The sequence below is a fragment of the Acinetobacter amyesii genome, from assembly GCF_002018365.1.
Lineage (GTDB): Bacteria > Pseudomonadota > Gammaproteobacteria > Pseudomonadales > Moraxellaceae > Acinetobacter > Acinetobacter amyesii.
This window is the reverse complement of record NZ_MVKX01000009.1, coordinates 1-18,112: the sequence shown is the minus strand read 5'-3', so window position 1 is coordinate 18,112 and position 18,112 is coordinate 1. Positions and strand designations below refer to the sequence as shown.

General features: G+C 41.2%; 14 protein-coding genes and 3 tRNA genes. 11 read left to right on the top strand and 6 right to left on the bottom strand.

The window, feature by feature from the left end:
- Nucleotides 1-3: 3 nt before the first annotated feature.
- From B1202_RS13115 to B1202_RS13105, 3 genes are read right to left on the bottom strand one after another with little or no spacing between them, the layout of a single operon-like run.
- Nucleotides 4-3,108: an efflux RND transporter permease subunit gene (locus tag B1202_RS13115; protein WP_078191062.1), complete on the bottom strand. Its 3,105-nt coding sequence runs from the start codon at nt 3,106-3,108 to the stop codon at nt 4-6.
- 23 nt (nt 3,109-3,131) lie between these two features.
- Nucleotides 3,132-4,235 carry an efflux RND transporter periplasmic adaptor subunit gene (locus B1202_RS13110; protein WP_078191061.1) on the bottom strand — a complete coding sequence of 368 codons (1,104 nt, stop codon included), beginning with the start codon at nt 4,233-4,235 and terminating at the stop codon, nt 3,132-3,134.
- A gap of 46 nt (nt 4,236-4,281) precedes the next feature.
- Nucleotides 4,282-4,857, bottom strand: coding sequence for a hypothetical protein (locus B1202_RS13105; protein WP_228145169.1), 576 nt, complete (start codon nt 4,855-4,857; stop codon nt 4,282-4,284).
- Nucleotides 4,858-5,218: 361 nt separating this feature from the next.
- On the opposite strand from B1202_RS13105, the gene pilG reads away from it, so the two are divergent.
- The 6 genes from pilG (at nt 5,219) to B1202_RS13075 (ending at nt 13,811) form a co-directional block, all read left to right on the top strand.
- Nucleotides 5,219-5,602 carry a twitching motility response regulator PilG gene (pilG, locus tag B1202_RS13100; protein WP_078191060.1) on the top strand — a complete coding sequence of 128 codons (384 nt, stop codon included), beginning with the start codon at nt 5,219-5,221 and terminating at the stop codon, nt 5,600-5,602.
- A gap of 29 nt (nt 5,603-5,631) precedes the next feature.
- Complete coding sequence (locus B1202_RS13095; RefSeq protein ID WP_078191059.1) at nt 5,632-6,000, top strand: response regulator; 369 nt, start codon at nt 5,632-5,634, stop codon at nt 5,998-6,000.
- Nucleotides 6,001-6,006: 6 nt separating this feature from the next.
- Complete coding sequence (locus tag B1202_RS13090; protein ID WP_078191058.1) at nt 6,007-6,543, top strand: chemotaxis protein CheW; 537 nt, start codon at nt 6,007-6,009, stop codon at nt 6,541-6,543.
- Nucleotides 6,544-6,587: 44 nt separating this feature from the next.
- Nucleotides 6,588-8,663, top strand: a complete 2,076-nt coding sequence (locus B1202_RS13085; RefSeq protein ID WP_078191057.1) for a methyl-accepting chemotaxis protein — start codon at nt 6,588-6,590, stop codon at nt 8,661-8,663.
- Nucleotides 8,664-8,825: 162 nt separating this feature from the next.
- Nucleotides 8,826-13,340 carry an Hpt domain-containing protein gene (locus tag B1202_RS13080; protein WP_078191056.1) on the top strand — a complete coding sequence of 1,505 codons (4,515 nt, stop codon included), beginning with the start codon at nt 8,826-8,828 and terminating at the stop codon, nt 13,338-13,340.
- 3 nt (nt 13,341-13,343) lie between these two features.
- Nucleotides 13,344-13,811, top strand: a complete 468-nt coding sequence (locus B1202_RS13075) for a hypothetical protein (RefSeq protein WP_078191055.1) — start codon at nt 13,344-13,346, stop codon at nt 13,809-13,811.
- Between the two features lie 68 nt (nt 13,812-13,879).
- Here the strand turns inward: B1202_RS13075 and dapE are convergent, their stop codons facing one another.
- The 3 genes from dapE to B1202_RS13060 all read right to left on the bottom strand — a co-directional run bounded on the left by dapE (nt 13,880) and on the right by B1202_RS13060 (nt 16,302).
- Nucleotides 13,880-15,013, bottom strand: a complete 1,134-nt coding sequence (gene dapE / locus B1202_RS13070) for a succinyl-diaminopimelate desuccinylase (protein WP_078191054.1) — start codon at nt 15,011-15,013, stop codon at nt 13,880-13,882.
- A 121-nt stretch (nt 15,014-15,134) separates the two neighbouring features.
- Nucleotides 15,135-15,284, bottom strand: a complete 150-nt coding sequence (locus B1202_RS13065) for an entericidin A/B family lipoprotein (RefSeq protein WP_078191053.1) — start codon at nt 15,282-15,284, stop codon at nt 15,135-15,137.
- 154 nt (nt 15,285-15,438) lie between these two features.
- Entirely contained in the window at nt 15,439-16,302 is an 864-nt protein-coding gene (locus tag B1202_RS13060) for a DUF1853 family protein (RefSeq protein ID WP_078191052.1), read from the bottom strand.
- Nucleotides 16,303-16,390: 88 nt separating this feature from the next.
- Between B1202_RS13060 and B1202_RS13055 the strand changes: the two genes are divergently transcribed.
- The 5 genes from B1202_RS13055 to B1202_RS13035 all read left to right on the top strand — a co-directional run bounded on the left by B1202_RS13055 (nt 16,391) and on the right by B1202_RS13035 (nt 18,066).
- On the top strand, nt 16,391-16,825 hold the full coding sequence (locus B1202_RS13055) for a YbaN family protein (RefSeq protein ID WP_078191051.1): 435 nt from the start codon (nt 16,391-16,393) through the stop codon (nt 16,823-16,825).
- Nucleotides 16,818-17,312, top strand: a complete 495-nt coding sequence (elsL, locus tag B1202_RS13050; RefSeq protein WP_078191050.1) for a cell wall-recycling L,D-carboxypeptidase ElsL — start codon at nt 16,818-16,820, stop codon at nt 17,310-17,312. The genes B1202_RS13055 and elsL overlap by 8 nt, the downstream gene beginning before the upstream one ends.
- Nucleotides 17,313-17,760: 448 nt before the next feature.
- A tRNA-Val gene (locus tag B1202_RS13045) sits at nt 17,761-17,836 on the top strand.
- Between the two features lie 29 nt (nt 17,837-17,865).
- A tRNA-Asp gene (locus B1202_RS13040) sits at nt 17,866-17,942 on the top strand.
- Between the two features lie 47 nt (nt 17,943-17,989).
- Nucleotides 17,990-18,066: transfer RNA gene (locus B1202_RS13035), tRNA-Asp, on the top strand.
- Nucleotides 18,067-18,112: the final 46 nt, after the last annotated feature.

The following is an 18,112-nucleotide window of genomic DNA, read 5'->3' as shown; positions in this document are numbered from 1 at the left end:
TCATTATGACATGATTTTTTTGGCCTGACGTGCAAGGAAGTTTCGGAAATCATCCAAATAGGTAAAAATCACTGGGACTACCACGAGTGTCAGTAGGGTAGAGGTAATCACCCCGCCAATCACGGCATGTGCCATTGGTGCGCTTTGTTCACCGCCTTCACCTAGACCTAGTGCAAGCGGAACCATACCCATCACCATTGCACTGGTGGTCATTAAAATAGGGCGTAAACGGGTTTTACCTGCTTCAATAATCGCTTCATAACGATCTACACCATGATCCATGGCTTTTTTAATAAAGTCGATGAGTAGAATTGCGTTCTTAGTTACCAAGCCCATGAGCATAATAATCCCGATAATGGAAAAGAGGTTCATGGTTGAATTAAATAAGAACAGGGCCAAGAACACCCCAATCAATGATAGGGGTAATGACGCCATAATGGCTGCAGGGTGAATGAAGCTATTAAACTGTGAACCCAAAACAATATAAATAAATACAATAGAGAGGGTAATTGCCGTCATTGCATAACCCGCAGATTCAGCCATATCTTTATTGGCACCTTGCGTGACAAAACTATAACCCGGTGGCAAGTCGAAGTTTTTCTCGATCTCATTGATTTCGGCACCAATATCACCCGCGGGACGACCTGCCGTGTTGGCTTCAACCATCACTTCACGTGCTAGATCACGACGGTTAATTTGTGAAGCACCGAGCGTTTCTTCAAAGCTAGCCACACTTGCCAATGGAACCAAGATAGGTAAGCCTGTGGCATCGGTTTTTTGTGATGTGATGTACATGCTTTGAATGTCAGTTGGCAGACGACGCTGATCTTCAGTGAGTCGTAAATTTACATCATAGGTTTCGCCTTTATCATCCTTCCACGTTGTTACATTATCCCCCGCAAGAAGAGGGCGTAAAACATTGGCGATTTGATTGACGGATAAACCTAAATCACTGGCTAAAACACGATTGATATGTACACCTAAGGTCGGTTTAGGTTCTTTAAGCGAGCTTTCTAAGTCGACAATGCCTTCGACTTTGGCAACTTCAACCAAGAATCGATCTGAAATGCGTTGTAACTCATCTAAGTCTGGGCCTTTAATCGAGATCATGACCGGCTTTTGACCGCCCGAAACTGTTTCATCAGCTGAGGCAATTGAGGTAATGGTAATTCCTGCCACATGTTTTAAACGGGTACGGAATTCATTGTTGAGATCCGTTAAGGTTTGACTACGCTCTGTACGTGGTGAAACGGTGACACGAATGCTGGCATGGTTTTTACCGCGATCAGTGGCACTATTAATCGCACCATAAGTGGCTTTGACTTCTGGATGCTGGCGAATGATACGATCTACTTGCTTAAGCTTTGCCTGTGAATATTCAAGGGTTGCATCAACTGGTGTTTCAAATTTGATCCGAATTTCACCTTTGTCTGGTACCGGTACAAATTCAGTTCCGATCAATTTGGATAAACCCAATGCACCAAATAAAGATGCGACGGCGATTAAAAGGGTAATGAGCCGGAACTTTAAAGCAAGCTTGAGTAATTTTTCATAATGATGGCTTAGGTTGTCGAGTTTGCCTGAAATCCAGTTAAAAAAGCGTTTGATTTTGCCCGGCTTTTTATTTGGATCGTGGCGCTCTGCCCAGTGAGCAGACAACATCGGGTCAAGAGTGAAACTCACAAACATCGAAATCAGTACAGCGGTACTGACGGTTACACCAAATTGATAGAAGAAACGCCCAATAATGCCGCCCATAAATGCCACAGGTAAAAATACCGCGACAATGGTCAATGTTGTGGCCAATACAGCTAAACCAATTTCTTTCGTGCCGTCGAGTGCTGCGGTGACGTGGTCCTTGCCCATATCGGCATGGCGGACAATATTTTCACGAACCACAATGGCATCATCAATCAGGAGACCGATACTCAGCGAGAGAGCCAGTAGGGTCATCATGTTGATGGTAAAACCAAAAATCCAAACAAAGGTGAGGGTGCCCAGTAGCGAAATCGGTAGGGTTAAACCTGTAATGGCTGTCGAACGAAATGAGCCGAGAAATAACAATACAATGAATACCGCAAGTACAGCACCTTCAATAATGGTACGTGCCACATCTTTAATGCTGCCACGAATACCTTTAGATGAATCAACCACAATTTCTGCGGTCGTGCCCTGCGGCAATTGCTGTTGAATTTTACTTAATGTTTTACGGGTATTATCAACCACCTCAATCACATTAGAGTCTGAACTTCGCAGAATGTCGACAGCAACGGCTGTTTTACCATTCAGATAGGCACTCGACTCCATTTCAGCTTGGCTATCATCTATCTCGGCAATTTGTTTGAGATAAATCGGCGCGCCATTTTTATTGGCAACCACTAAATCTCCGAATGAGTTTGGATGAATAACTCGAGATTTAATTTCGACCACCAATTCTGAGTTCTTTTGTTTTAAGGTTCCTCCCGGAACTTCAATATTTTCAGATTTTAAGGTGTTTATAACTTGATCGATCCCAATCCCGAAACTTTGTAATTTTTGTGGATTTACTTGTATTCGAATTTGTCGCTGTGCATCGCCCAATAAATTGACCGTACCGACACCAGGAACTGTTCTAAGTTGTGGCACAATCCGTTGATTCAGGTAGGAACTCAAATCACGTAAAGACATGTCCTTCGATTCAAAAACAATCGACATAATCGCACTGGCAGTAGGGTCGTAGCGTTCTACAATCGGGTCATCAATTTCATCACGAAATTGTGCGGTTACTGGTGCAATTTTATCTCGAATATCTTGTGCAGCTACCGAGGATGAGACATCTAGATTAAATTCGACAATGACCGTGGATAAACCTTCACTGGACTGTGAAATGACTTGCTTGAGGCCAGAAATGGTATTGATCTGATCTTCAAGTTTCTTGGTGATCTCAGATTCAACAGACTCAGGAGAAGCACCCGGATAGTTGGTGTAGACCACAACAAAAGGGAAGTCGACATCAGGAAACTCTTCAACACCCATACGTTGCCAAGAAGCGAGTCCTAACACCATCAGACAGAACATCATCATGATGGTGAAAACAGGATATTTCACACTAATTCGGGTTAACCACATAACAACTGTCCTGCCTTATTTTTTTAATTTTGGCTGATACTTACATCTTGTTTGACATCTGAATCATTAAATTTAATTCGGCTGATCAGATCACTATTTTGTAAGCCCTGAACAATCGCGGTGTTATTGCTATAACTCTGATTCAAAATTTGTACAGGCACTTTGGCAATTTTATTTTGACGAATGACCCAGACATAAGGTTGGTCTTTTAGACTTTGAATGGTATCGAGTGGAATTTTTTGACCCGAAATATTATCTGTACCTAAGATGTGACCTTCGACAAAAGCACCAATACTTAATGATGTAATGGTTTCATTTGGGGCTGCAAAAAATTCAATTTGGCGACTGGCTTGATCGGCAATCGGTGAAATCCGACTGATTTGTGCAGTGAGTAAATTGCTATTGCCTTGGATGTTATATTCAATTTTTTGTCCAATTTTCAGTGCAGCTTGCTGATCACTTGGTAATTTGGCTTGAATTTCTAATTGGTCTGGATTGACGATTTCAAAAAGGGTTTGTCCCGCAGCAACCGTTTGTCCCGGTTCAACATCACGTTTGGTAATCACACCTTGGATAGGGCTATAAATGGTGCCGTCTTGATTGGCTTTACGTGCAATATCGACATTGGCTTGTTGAGCACGAACATTTTCCATTTGAGCTTGGTAATCGACACGACTTTGTTCAAACTCTACTTTGGAAATAAAGCCTTGATTCAGCAAACGCTGTTTGCGCTCCATCATTAGTTTGGCTTGATTGGCTTGAGCTTGCGTGGATGCGAGGTTCGCTTGAGATTGAGCAAGACGTGCTGCATTGTCTTGATTATTTAAATGCACCAACACTTGGCCTTTGCTGACACGTTGTCCGACCTCTGCATTAACATTGGTTGCAGTCGCAGTGACTTGGGCTTGAATACTGCTCTGATTGACCGCCCGAATGGTACCTGTAAAGGAAGTTTTTGAAATGGCGTTGCCTTGTTCGATGGTCACCAGATCTTGTTGAATTAATTCAATCTTATTTTCTGGTTTTACACTTTGCTGCGGATCTTCTTTTTGACATGCAGCCAAAGTCAGGCTTATGCAAAGCAGGCTAAGCTTTAAAAATGGGGATGATTGCTGTGCAGATTGCATAATGGTCCTTATATCAGCGGTCTACAAAAGCAATTGAATAACAAGTTTATTCCATCGCTTTTAAACGCGTAATAATTCTGTCGTATTCAGCTTCTGTATTTCGATAGCGAGTTTGTAACGATTGAATGTATTCTTTTTTCGCTACCATATTTTTTTGATTATTATCCAACATTGTTTTTAATTTTGCCGGAACGGTTTCACCTTTTCGAAAATGTTCACGTTCTTGGCGAACAAATAATACACGATCATTTTGTAATTGTTTTAATTGTTCTTGTTCAAACACGATCTGTTTACGTATACCAGTCAGTGCATCACGCTTTTTAATGGCTGCAGTTCGGCTATTGGTATAGGCTTTTTTAAGTTTGATATCTGATGCTTGCTGACGTGCTTGGGCAGCACGCTGAGGAGCTTGTCTAACATCAGCTTCAGCATTGTAGGGGCGGTTACGTTTAATCACTTGCATATTTTGATCAAGTGCTTCATAACCATAGCGGATGTGATTTGGCGTCACATTGGTACTGATGTTTGCTACGCCTTTACTGTCATAGTAACGATACCAAGTCGCCTTTTGTGGTTGCTGTGTATTGGTTGGTGCAGCAAATAAAAGCGGGGTATAAGCCAGTAAACAAGTCGTCAGAATGATTTTTTTTGAGAAATGTTTAAGGCCAATCAAGTGAATTTTTTTTGTAAACGGACTCAACCTTGTACTCCCCAGTTTAAAGTTGACTAAATTACTTATTTTAAAGTAATAATCTTGCTATAATATGCTTAATTAAGACAATTAAATACTATTCCAAGTTAAAAAAAAATCGTTGGTCATCGGAAAGTGTGAAGCAGTTAATAAAAACAAGAAATCTTGTGTGTTTGCGCAGAAAATGTTCATTGAAAACGCAAGTAAAGATATGTTAAAAATGTTCACAACTTGTAAATAATAATGCTGCTAACTTAATTGTTTGTACATCCTCAATGGGTAGGGTCAATAAATGGACGATAAATTCCAAAATCTAAAAGTCATGGTAATTGATGATTCAAAAACCATTCGTCGTACGGCCGAAACGCTGCTTCAGCGTGAAGGATGTGAAGTAGTCACAGCTGTAGATGGTTTTGAAGCACTTTCAAAAATTGCAGATGCGAATCCAGATATCGTATTTGTCGATATTATGATGCCACGTCTTGATGGCTATCAAACTTGTGCCCTGATTAAAAACTCTCAAAATTATCAAAATATTCCTGTGATTATGCTTTCAAGTAAAGACGGTTTATTTGATCAGGCGAAGGGTCGTGTTGTGGGTTCGGATGAATACTTAACTAAGCCATTCAGTAAAGATGAATTGCTGAATGCAATCCGTAATCACGTTACAGCTTAATTAGATTTTTTATTTTTTGGGGAAAAAGCATGGCACGTATCCTAATCGTTGATGATTCACCAACAGAAACATTCCGTTTTAAAGAAATTTTAGGTAAACACGGTTTTGAAGTGATTGAAGCTTCAAATGGGGCAGACGGGGTGACAATGGCTCAAGCTGAGTTACCTGATTTGGTCTTGATGGATGTGGTAATGCCGGGTGTGAATGGATTCCAAGCAACACGTCAAATTGCACGTGGTGCGACCACCAAACATATCCCGATTGTCATTGTAAGTACCAAAGATCAGGCAACTGACCGTGTTTGGGGTAAACGCCAAGGTGCTTCTGATTATCTAACTAAACCTGTAGACGAAAAACAATTAATTGATGTGATTAAGCAACACCTCAATGCAGGATAAAGCTCTATGGCAGCAAATGGATTTATCGAATTACTTCGAATCGCAAAACGAGGAAACAAAAACTACGTTTCCACTGAAAATGAAGTAAACCGATGGTCAGGCATTGCTTTTGAGATGATGGGGCAATATTACGTTGCTCCTTTAGGTGAAGTAGCTGAAGTGATCTACCCACCAAAATATACGCCAGTTCCCAACACCCAACCTTGGGTGATGGGACTAGCCAATATTCGGGGACGCTTACTTTCTTTGTCTGACCTAGCACAATATATAACCGGTCATCGAAGTAGTTTTTCACCCACTCAAAAAGTTTTATGTATTAGTCATAATGACCATTATGTCGGTTTGGTAGTCGATCAAGTTTTGGGTATTCAACACTTTAATAAGAAAAGTTATTTTTCTAAACATAATGAGTTGGATCGAAATTTACAGGAATATTGTCAGGGGTATTTCCACCAGCATAACCAGCAGTGGAATGTATTTCTCTTCAGTCGTTTACTGCAAAATCCAAAATACATGAACGCATCTATAAAATTTATAAATTAATTGTCGCGCACGAACGAAAGAAGGCGTAATCGGGGAGAAGCTGAATGGGCTTTAAACTTAAAAAGAAAAATACGGGTGAAAGCACCAGTGGTCGTAAAGGCGGTAATGCTTTTCTGGCAAAACTGCAATCACAGACAGATCAATTATCTCGAGTTTTTGGTGATAGTGAAAAATCCAAACCATTTATTTATGGTGCGATTGGTTCATTAGTACTGGCAACGATCATTTTATTATACCTATTCTATAGCGTTCCTCGCGGTAACCAATTAACGCAAAGTTTGGGTGAACTCCGTCTTCTTTCGCAAACAATTTCGCGTCAAGCAACTGAAGCAACAGCTTCAGGTACTGAAGATGCAATGAAAAAATTAATTGCTTCTCAAGATTCGTTCAAAGAAAACTTAGAAACTGTAAAAGATATTCATGCAAATACCGATGCGCTGAAATCTGTAGATACGCAGTGGGCTGAAGTTTCAAAAAGTATTGACTTAATTACTTCGCAACAAAAAATCATTAACAAGCTATATGACACGAACATCGCGATTGGTGAAACCATTCCGGGGATTCAGGCGGAATATAACTTGATGGTCGACCAAATGGCACGTCAAGACATGCCTTCGAACCAGGTGGTGATTGCGAAAAACCAAGTATTCATTGCGGAACGTATTTTACGTTCGATCAGTTCGGTACTTTCAGGTTCTGACAGCTCACGTGAGTCTGCGGATGACTTTAGTGCCGATACTGAAACCTTCGGTTTGTACTTAAATGCTCAATTGGATGGTAGTACAGAGCTTGGTGTACAACGTATTGAAAGCCCTGAATTACGTGAGTCACTTGAAGGCATTAAAGCTGAATATGATGACGTATTGAAATCAGCGGCTGCGACGATTTTGAAAAACTCAACGCAAATTGTGAACGTACGTAAAGCATCTTCACAAATTTTTGCTGAGTCAGACAAATTATTGGGTAACTTAAATCAATTGTCTTCTAGTACAGGTCTGAAAACTATTTTACCTGCGGTACTGTTGATTCTTGCTTTAACTGCCTTCTTGATCTGTGTATTCAAACTTCTTTCTTTACGTGGTCAATCGGATAAATTCCGTGTAACCCGTCTTCAAGAAGAATATGACCGTAACCAGAACGCTATTTTACGTTTACTCGATGAAATTGCCGATCTTGCAGACGGTGACTTACGTTCGTATGCGACGGTATCTGAAGACTTTACTGGTGCGATTGCCGACTCGATTAACTTCGCAATCGACCAATTACGTGACCTTGTATCGCGTATTACAGAAACTTCTCAAGAAGTTGCGCAATATACCGCGAATACGCAGGGTATTACCAACCAGCTTGCAGAAGCATCTGAACATCAGGCGCAAGAGATTGCTGGTGCATCTGCCGCAATTAACGAAATGGCAATGTCGATTGACCAAGTATCGTCGAATGCTGAAGAATCAGCTGTCGTAGCGGAACGTTCAGTACAAATTGCTGCAAATGGTGCTGATGTCGTAAACCGTTCAATTGAAGGTATGGACACGATTCGTGAGCAGATTCAAGAAACTTCAAAACGTATTAAACGTTTGGGTGAGTCTTCACAAGAGATTGGTAACATTGTCGCACTGATTAACGATATTGCCGACCAAACGAACATCTTGGCATTAAACGCAGCAATTCAGGCGTCGATGGCGGGTGAAGCAGGTCGTGGTTTCGCCGTGGTAGCGGATGAGGTACAGCGTCTTGCGGAACGTTCAGCGTCTGCAACCAAACAGATTGAAGGCTTGGTAAAAACCATTCAAACGGATACTAACGAAGCCGTAATTTCAATGGAACAAACAACTTCGGAAGTAGTACGTGGTGCGAACTTGTCTAAAGATGCCGGCGTAGCACTGGATGAAATTCAGTCTGTATCGGGTAACTTGGCGAAACTGATTGCAAACATTTCGGATGCTGCAAAACTTCAGTCTGCTTCAGCAGGTCATATTGCGACAACGATGAACGTTGTACAAGAAATTACCTCGCAAACCACCAGTGCAACATTTGATACTGCACGTTCGGTATCTGAATTGGCGAACATGGCTGAATCATTACGTGAATCTGTATCTGACTTTAAACTCCCAGAGTAAGTCAGGCGCAAACCTGCAGTACCTTAGCTACGGCTAGGGTACTGCACCGATTACAGATAACACATCGATAAGGTGAACTTAACGTCACAGTTAAGTCTTAGGTGATGGTTACAATTAAGTTTGAGCAACCTTCTTGGTGGCAAAACATAAGAAGCCTTAGCTATGAAAGAAATATTAAAAAATTTAGTTGAAACAACTACGCTTCCTGAAGATAGTTATCTTGATCAAGATGCAGAAATTTTAGAGATTTTTGTTGAAGAAATAGAAGAAATCTTTGAAGAACTAGCGGGTTTATTTACAACTTGGTTGGAAAATCCACAAGATAAAGACACTTTAACGACGATTCGTCGTCATTTCCATACCCTGAAAGGTTCAGGTCGTATGGTCGGGGCAAAATCGGCGGGTGAAACTGCATGGGCAGTTGAAGATACGCTGAATCGTGTTATTGCGGGTTCAGTACAGTTAACGCCGACCGTTCAAAAGTTTGCACAAACAGTTTTAAATGTTTACCAATATAAGCTCTATCCACGGTTTAAAAATGTTGCCGAATTGGATGTTGACTTACGTCCATTGGTTTTAATGGGGCAACAATTACAACAAAATATCAGCCTTGAGCCTGCACTCGAAGAATTATTAAAACTGGCAGATCAATTAAAATCTGAAGATGGTGTCACTGGTTTAGAACTGACTGATGTTGAAGCTACAGCGTCTGTAGAAGTGCTTGAAAGCACAATCGTTGCGGTTGTTGAATCAGAACCTGCTCCTGAACAAGTGGATGCAGATGCATCACTGGTCGAAGAGACAGTGAGCATATTTATTGAAGAAGCTGAAGAACATCTACAAACGATTGATCAGTTCCTCCAATCTGATGACAGTAAATCACAAGATTATAATGGCTTGATTCGCGCGCTACACACCTTACGTGGTAGTTCGTCGATGGCGCAAATCGAAGAGATTTTTGAAGCCAGTTCAAAAGTTGAAAACTTATTCAAAACCTTATTGCAAGACGAAATCGTATCGAGCTCGAAAGAAACTGCTTTATTGATTCAATATGCTGAATTTGTTCGTGATTATTTACACGTGCTGCGTTCAGGAGATAAGGCAAATCTTGCGTCTATTTATGAAACCTTTAAAGCCGCTTGGGATGATTATGGTTTTGCAAGCCAAGATCAATTGGCGCCTGAAGATAATCCGCAAGGTTTGGTTTCTAAACTAATTGAATTAAATATTGATCAGTTGTTAGATGCTGAATTTGAGTTTGATAAACGTGCCCTTGCTGAATTCCCAGACTATATTCAACAGCTCAGTCAGCAAGCTTTAGAGTTGATTGAACATACGGATAATCGTGCGTCTGTTGGTATCCATGATTTCACAACTCAACTGCGTGCAGCGTATCAGTCTTTAATTGAAAAGCCTGAATTACTCCATGCTGATTATGGCTATGAGTTATTTGCACAAGCACATCAAGAGTTTATTCACTTATTTGACACCTTAGCTGCGGGTCAGCGTGTGGTGTTAAGTGAAGAGGTTCAGCGTTTCTTAAATGAGCTGACTGCATTTGTACAACAAGATATTGAAGCAGTTGCAGCGACGACTACACCAGAAGCCCATGTAGTTGCTGAACCTGTTGCCACAGTAGAAGATAAAGCCGCTGTTGCAAATACAACAGCAGTAGACTTTGCACAATTAAGTCAGCGTATTCAACTTGATCATCAACAGATGCAAGCGGCAGATGCGAATAATGACTTTGATGAAGATCTTTTGGGGATCTTTATTGAAGAGGCAGAAGAGTTATTGGTAGGGATTGACCAAGACCTTAGTACTTGGACACGTGATCAGACCAATACTTCAGCTTTGAATAATTTAATGCGTTATTTGCATACCCTAAAAGGTGGTGCAAATATGATTGCCGCGTCTCATGTGGGTTTAATTTCGCATGAATTGGAATCGATTTATGAGCGCATTATTCGTCAGCAAATTTCGATTACCCCTGCGTTAATCCAAATTATTCGTTTGGTGCAAGATGATATTTCAGATCGTATTCAAACCATTCGTGACAAAGGGATCGACTACCCTGCGAATAATGTGATCGATATTCTCAAGAATATTCAGTCAATTGTGACAGGAGAGCGTTCTGAACCTGTTGCATTGGCTTCGGCCCCTATTTCTGCTGAAACTGAACAAGCAGCAGTAGAACCAGATGTATCGGTGTCAGAGCCGATGGATGTTGCTGCAGACACAGCAGAAGCAGTAGTTGAAGTTCAAACGACTGCTCACACTGAGTCCGCTGTTGAACATCTTGAACATGCGGTTGCTGAACATGTTGAGCATCCAGATGATGATTTACGTTCTGTCATGGAAGAAACCTTCCTTGAAGAGTCTGAGGAAATTCTAGAACAAGCCGTTCAATTATTAAATCAATGGACTGAACAACGTAGTGACCGTAACGTATTGCTTCAATTACAACGTGCTGCCCACAGTATTAAAGGTGGAGCGCGTATGGTTGAAAATGAACCTGTTGCTGCAATTGCGTATCAACTTGAGACGACGTTTGAGCATTTCGCGGTTCATCATTTCAACTCAAATGCATATGACGGCTTACTCAAAACGACGTTAGCATGGTTAAAAGAAGCGATCTTCAACCACGACTATAGTAATTTTGACAGCATTAAATTGAGCTTAGAGTCCATTCAATATGTGGATGTTACAGTTCAATTACCAAACCGTGTTGCAGAATTAGAACAAGGTATTGTTAGCAAAGGCTTTGAATTTATTCAAGGTGATGGTGTTGAACCGCCATCGATGTTGGGTGAGTGGTCTGAAGCCAATTCTTCTGATAACAGTAATGAGATGATTCGTATCTCGGCTGATCTCGTCGAAAAGATGATTGACTTGTCAGGCGAAAACTCAATTAACCGTTCACGTATTGAGATGGATTTAGGTCAGCTAGGCAATACATTGAATGAAATGGAGTTGGCGATTAAGCGACTTGCTGACCAGTTACGTCGAATGGATGGTGAGCTTGAGTCACAAATTATTGCCAAACATGGTTCTGAAAATTCACGCTATGCAGATTTTGACCCATTGGAGATGGACCAATATTCATCGATTAACCAATTGTCAAAATCTCTAGCCGAATCTGCGTCGGATTTGGTTGACTTCAAGAGCACTTTGGCAGAAAAAATTCGTGATGCGGAAGGTTTGTTATTACAACAATCACGTATTCAGTCAGAAATTCAAGAAAGTCTGATGCGTACCCGTTTGGTACCATTTGATCGTTTGTTACCACGTTTACAACGTATTGTGCGTCAAACTTCTTCGACCTTGAACCGTCCTGCAGAATTGATAGTTCAAAATACAGAAGGTGAATTAGACCGCACGATCTTAGAGCGTTTGGTGACACCATTTGAACATATGCTGCGTAATGCGGTCGACCATGGTTTAGAAGATACTGCTGACCGTTTGGCTTTGAAAAAGCCAGAAGTAGGTAGCATCGTCTTGAACATTAGTCGTCAGGGTACTGATGTACTGGTGTCTTTCAGTGATGATGGTAAAGGGATTGATGAAGCCAAGATTAAAGACAAAGCTTTAAAACTTGGTTTAATCAAAGCAGATCAGTTCCTCGATAAACAAGAAATCTTGCAATTGATCTTCCATCCAGGGTTCTCGACGGCACAAGCGGTAACGCAAATTTCGGGTCGTGGTGTTGGTCTGGATGTGGTGCAAAGTGAAATTAAAGCCTTGGGTGGTCATGTTTCCGTAGAGTCTGAGTTAGGTAAAGGGACAACCTTTACTATTCGTGTACCAACGACGGTAGCGGTCAGCGATGCCTTGATGGTGAAAGCTGGCGATCAGCAATATGCGATTTCATTAGCGCAAATTGAACGTATTGTCCGTATTGCACCTACGGCTCTTGAAACTTACTTCAATAGTAAGGATGACGTGTTTAAAATTGACAACACCAATTACAAACTACGTTATCTATCAGAGTTTGTGGGTAATCAACCAATTCCACGTTTAAATAATGTCGGTCATTCATTACCTGTACTATTAATTAAAGGCAACAGTGGTCAAACCATTGCTTTATTGGTCGATCAGCTGGTGGGTTCACGTTCTCAAATCGTGGTGAAACCAATTGGTCAACAATTTACCAGTGTGGGCGCGATTGCAGGTGCTACGATTCTAGGTGATGGTCATGTATGTTTGATTTTGGATGGGCAAAATATTGCACGTCAAATTCAAACTACGCAGCGTGTTAAACATTCAGCTGAGCAGCGTGATTTGGGCCGTCAAGCCAATGCGCGTCGTTTAGTGATGATTGTCGATGACTCGGTAACTGTACGTAAGGTGACTTCGCGCTTACTTGAACGTCAAGGTTATGACATCGTGACTGCGAAAGATGGTGTGGATGCAATTGAACAGCTTGAAAATGTTCGTCCAGACTTGATGTTACTCGATATTGAAATGCCACGTATGGATGGTTTCGAAGTGACAAACTTAGTTCGTCACCACGACATTCACCGTGACTTGCCAATCATTATGATTACATCGCGTACAGGTGAAAAACATCGTGAGCGTGCATTTAGCTTAGGTGTGACTCACTATATGGGTAAACCATTCCAAGAAGCTGAATTGCTTGCCAATATTGAAGCTTTAATTGCAGAAAAGCAGGGGTAATCTATGAGCCAAAATACTGTTTCTCAAGTTGTCAGCGATAAAATTGATCAGCAGGAACTGCAACATCTCATTACGGTTTCTACCGGTTTTATCGATGCGTATATCATTGATTGTCATGGTAAAGAGCCAATGTTGTTGCCACAAAATATTGTGCTTTCAGCGCTCGATAGTGCCACCAAGGTTCCTTTTGTTGAATGGCATGAATTGAAATTGCCTGTTTTCTCAGTCAATGATCCTGCCAAAAATCAGGGCGTGGCTTTGGTGATTGAAGGGGATGATGTTGGACAGCGTTTTGCACTGATGTGTAATGAAATGCCAAAAACCATTCGTCTGCGTATTTCTGAAGTGGTTGATGAAGAAAAAGCTGTGAAAGATGCCAATATTTTCCAATATGTACGCATGGCCGATCAGGTATTTCATATTCCAAATTTAGCCAATATTCAAAACAGCATTGGGCTTCAAGCGGCTTAATATTTGCAAAAACGAGATATAAAAAAAGGAACTCAATGGAGTTCCTTTTTTGACTATGCAGGGAATACTTAAGCCAACAGGTTTTCTAAAATCTTTTCGTAAATTTCAGAAAGTGGCTCCAATTCTTCCACATTGACGTGTTCATTGATTTGGTGAATCGTGGCATTTAAAACACCCAATTCAAGCACCTGCGCACCTGTAGGTGCAATGAATCGACCATCAGAAGTACCACCACTGGTCGAAAGTTCAGTTTCAGTCCCAGTAACATCTCGAATGGCATCACGTGCGGCATTTACTAACTCACCTACAGGGGTTAGGAAAGGCAGACCAGATAACGTCCAAGAGATGTCATATTCAACGCCATGACGATCTAAAATTTCCAAAGTACGTGCTTTGAGTTCATCTGCTGTTACTTCTGTTGAATAACGGAAGTTAAACAGTAAATTCATCGTGCCCGGAACAACGTTGGTTGCACCTGTACCAGCATTGATATTGGAAATCTGGAACGACGTTGCAGGGAAGTATTCGTTACCATTGTCCCACACGGTATTGCAAAGCTCAGCCAATGCTTTTGAAGCTGTATGGATTGGGTTGATCGCTAGATGTGGGTAAGCAACGTGCCCTTGTTTACCCTTAACTGTTAAATTGGCATTTAGCGAACCACGACGACCATTTTTAACAATATCGCCAAGTGTGTTAGTGCTAGATGGTTCACCCACCAAACACCAAGTCATTTTTTCATTACGCGCTTCTAAAGTTTCAACAACTTTGACTGTACCGTTGATCGAAGGGCCTTCTTCGTCAGAAGTAATGAGAAAGGCAATCGAACCTTTATGATTTGGATGCTTCGCAACAAAACGTTCTGAAGCAACAACCATAGCTGCCAACGCGGTTTTCATATCTGCGCTGCCACGACCATATAGTTTGCCATCGCGAATTTCAGGAAGAAATGGGTCAGAACCCCATGCATCCAAGTTACCCGTAGGTACTACATCAGTATGACCTGCAAAGCAAAATACTGGTGCTTCAGTCCCTTTACGTGCCCAAAGATTATCTACATCATCAAAACGCATATTTTCAATGTTAAAGCCAATCTTGGCTAAACGATCCGCCATAATGTTCTGGCAGGTATGGTCAATCGGTGTCACCGACGGTTGGCGAAGTAGTTCTAGGCTGAGATCAAGAGTTGCTGTTGAGGTCATGCTAAATACAGAAGTCAAAAATGTCGCAATATAATAGGCGAATCAACAAGCGAAGGGAAATTTAGAGCTAAAAAAACCCTATTAAAAAATAGGGCTCTTTTATAAATTCTTGGGAAAGAAATTAATTGCGGCGAATTTCTTCCGAAGTTTTCTCAGCAGTATTGGTTACCGCATCTCCAGCTTTAGATACGTCTTTACCAACACCTTTTACTGTATTACAACCTGTCAGTACAAAAGCAACCATAAGTGATGCAGCTAAAATTTTTTTCATTGACTGTATTCTCCATTATGAAAGAATAATTTTTAGAGGGATAAATTATTCTGATGTGAGATTTAGATTAAAAAATAGCCGTATCAAACAGTAGGTGGTTTTTACGGTGGTTGAGTAAATAAATGTAAATTTCTACTAAATGGTGCATTAAGTCCTAAATCGTTTGCGGCAAAACCAAGCGTGGCTGTCTATACATATAATAGCTTTCCTCACTGTCTTTTTTATATAAACCATCTGTCCACCAATGTGCGGTTGTACTCGTCGGTTGCTGCTGCACGCAAATCCATTCATGTCGTTGTAAGCGATAATAGCCTTGATTTGTGGATGGAATGACATGTCCCCATTGACCTATTCTACGCGCAGGATTGACCCAGTTTGGTAATGTGCGGGTACGCTGAATAGGTAAATATAATTGGCCCTTTAAAACGCAATAGCGCTGTTGAATCTGCTGCCCAAGTGCTTCATCAAATTGGAATTGTTTTTGGGTAAAATGATTGAGCTTTCGAGCCAAAGTATCACTACGATTTAAGCCATACCAGTAGGGTAATTTAAAATCACGCTCGGCTAGATAATATTTTAAAGCCACTTCCCAATGTTCAATTTCACCACTTTCAGTATTTTTTAACACAAAATCGAGTTCACCTACTGTACGAGGGCCGTCAATTTTTTGAATGCTATGTCCGAGTAACTGGTAGGGATGGTATGGGCGATCGAGAAGCCAAAACCACATAAACATTTCGAAACGTAAACCAAGGCGAGTACTTTTTAATTTTTGTAAAAATTCTACTAATTCACTTGGGTGTTGTTCGAGTTGTTTTAAACGGGGAAGGTAGGCTTCAAAATGTTTTTGCCAAAGCTCGCTTGGATGAAAATGAAAGGGATAGCGGATTTCGAGTTCATTGGGAATTTGCTGCAGAATATTTGGGCTAGCAATACAGAAAGCCAATTGGCGAACTAAGGGCTGTTTAAATTGCAACCATGGCTCAAAATAAGACGATGTTGTCGGGGCTACAGCCATATTGAAACCTTTCGAATAATGCAGAATAACAACGGATAATTGTTAAAAACATCTTATACTACCTGAATTGAAAGTTCAGGGTAGCGGTATGAAGACGTTGTTTTGGCGAAGCTTAGTGGTTGTCTTTGTCATTTTAGGCTTTATAGGGGCTTTATTGCCGGGAATGCCCACGACAGTCTTCTTAATATTAGCGGCATGGGCGGCTTCAAAAGGCTGGCCACAAATGGATGCTTGGTTGTTGAATCATCCTAAATATGGCCCAACCTTGCGTGCTTGGCGCGAAAATGGCACTGTCCCCCGCAAAGCAAAATGGTTTGCATCGATCATGATGTTTGTGAGTGGTCTGATTATGCTTTTTACTTCAGCACCGATTGCCGTCAAGATATTCACTGACTTAACCATGTTGATCGTTGGTATTTGGTTATGGACACGACCTGAGCCAAATCAGATGCGGACTATTGAACAATCGCTGCAGACACAACCAGTAGATAAAGATAAGCAGAAAGAGCAAGAGCATGTCTGAATTTACCCAAGATCAAGCTGATATCCTGATTAACTTGAAAGATCAAACTTTAACTTTGCCGAAGCTAAATAAGTTTTACCTCATTTCATCGGGTAAAAATGGCATTGGTGAGCAGGAAAATAGTGGCAAGACTCCACGAGGCTGGCATCAAGTCGCTGAAAAGTTTGGTGGACAACAACCTCAAAATGCAGTTTTTAAAGCACGTCAGTGGACCGGAGAGGTTTACGACGAGCAACTTGCCGCATCACATCCTGATCGGGATTGGATATTATCTCGAATATTATGGCTCAGTGGTTTGGAACCGGGCTTTAATGCAGGTGAGGGCTGTGATACTTATCAACGCTATATTTATATCCATGGCACACCAGATAGAGAGCCTATGGGCATACCGATGTCACATGGTTGTATTCGCATGCGAAACAGCGATGTTGTAGAACTTTATCAATTGATTCCATTAAATGCGCTGGTTTACATCACTGAACATTGAACACGTCGTTAAAAGCACAAGCCATGAAAACCGAAGTTCATGGCATCAAAACAAAGATTTGAAAAATTAAAGTGAGTTTGAAAGGCGTTTTTTTCAGAAGTAATGCGCGCAAATTAACAGAAAATCGTGTTTGAATGTATTTTGTACACTGCGGTGTTTTAGAATGCAGTGAGTGTGGTGAATTAATCGTCGGTTCGCTGAATGATTAGTTATGAGTCCACGCGAAAAACTGTTTTTTATGTGAATGATGCAGAATATAAGTCATATTTTTAGTAATAAATTTACAGGTTTATAGCTAAAAAATGTTCAAAAATACTGATTTTTCCGCAATATAACTTATTTTTTAATCACTCAAACAGAAAAAGTGGAAAAGAGTTAGAAAAGCGTTTGACAGACCGTGAGGATTCTCTATAATGCACCTCATCAAACGATGAACATGTTTTGAAAAGGGCGCTTAGCTCAGTTGGTAGAGCGTCTGCCTTACAAGCAGAATGTCGGCGGTTCGATCCCGTCAGCGCCCACCAAACCTTTTCAGCGTTAAGATATTTAGAGTGCAGCGGTAGTTCAGTTGGTTAGAATACCGGCCTGTCACGCCGGGGGTCGCGGGTTCGAGTCCCGTCCGCTGCGCCACTTTAAATCTTAATTCGTTTGAACCACAATAGCGACATTGTGTAAGTGCAGCGGTAGTTCAGTTGGTTAGAATACCGGCCTGTCACGCCGGGGGTCGCGGGTTCGAGTCCCGTCCGCTGCGCCATTTACATGATAGATCTTTTGAGGGCGCTTAGCTCAGTTGGTAGAGC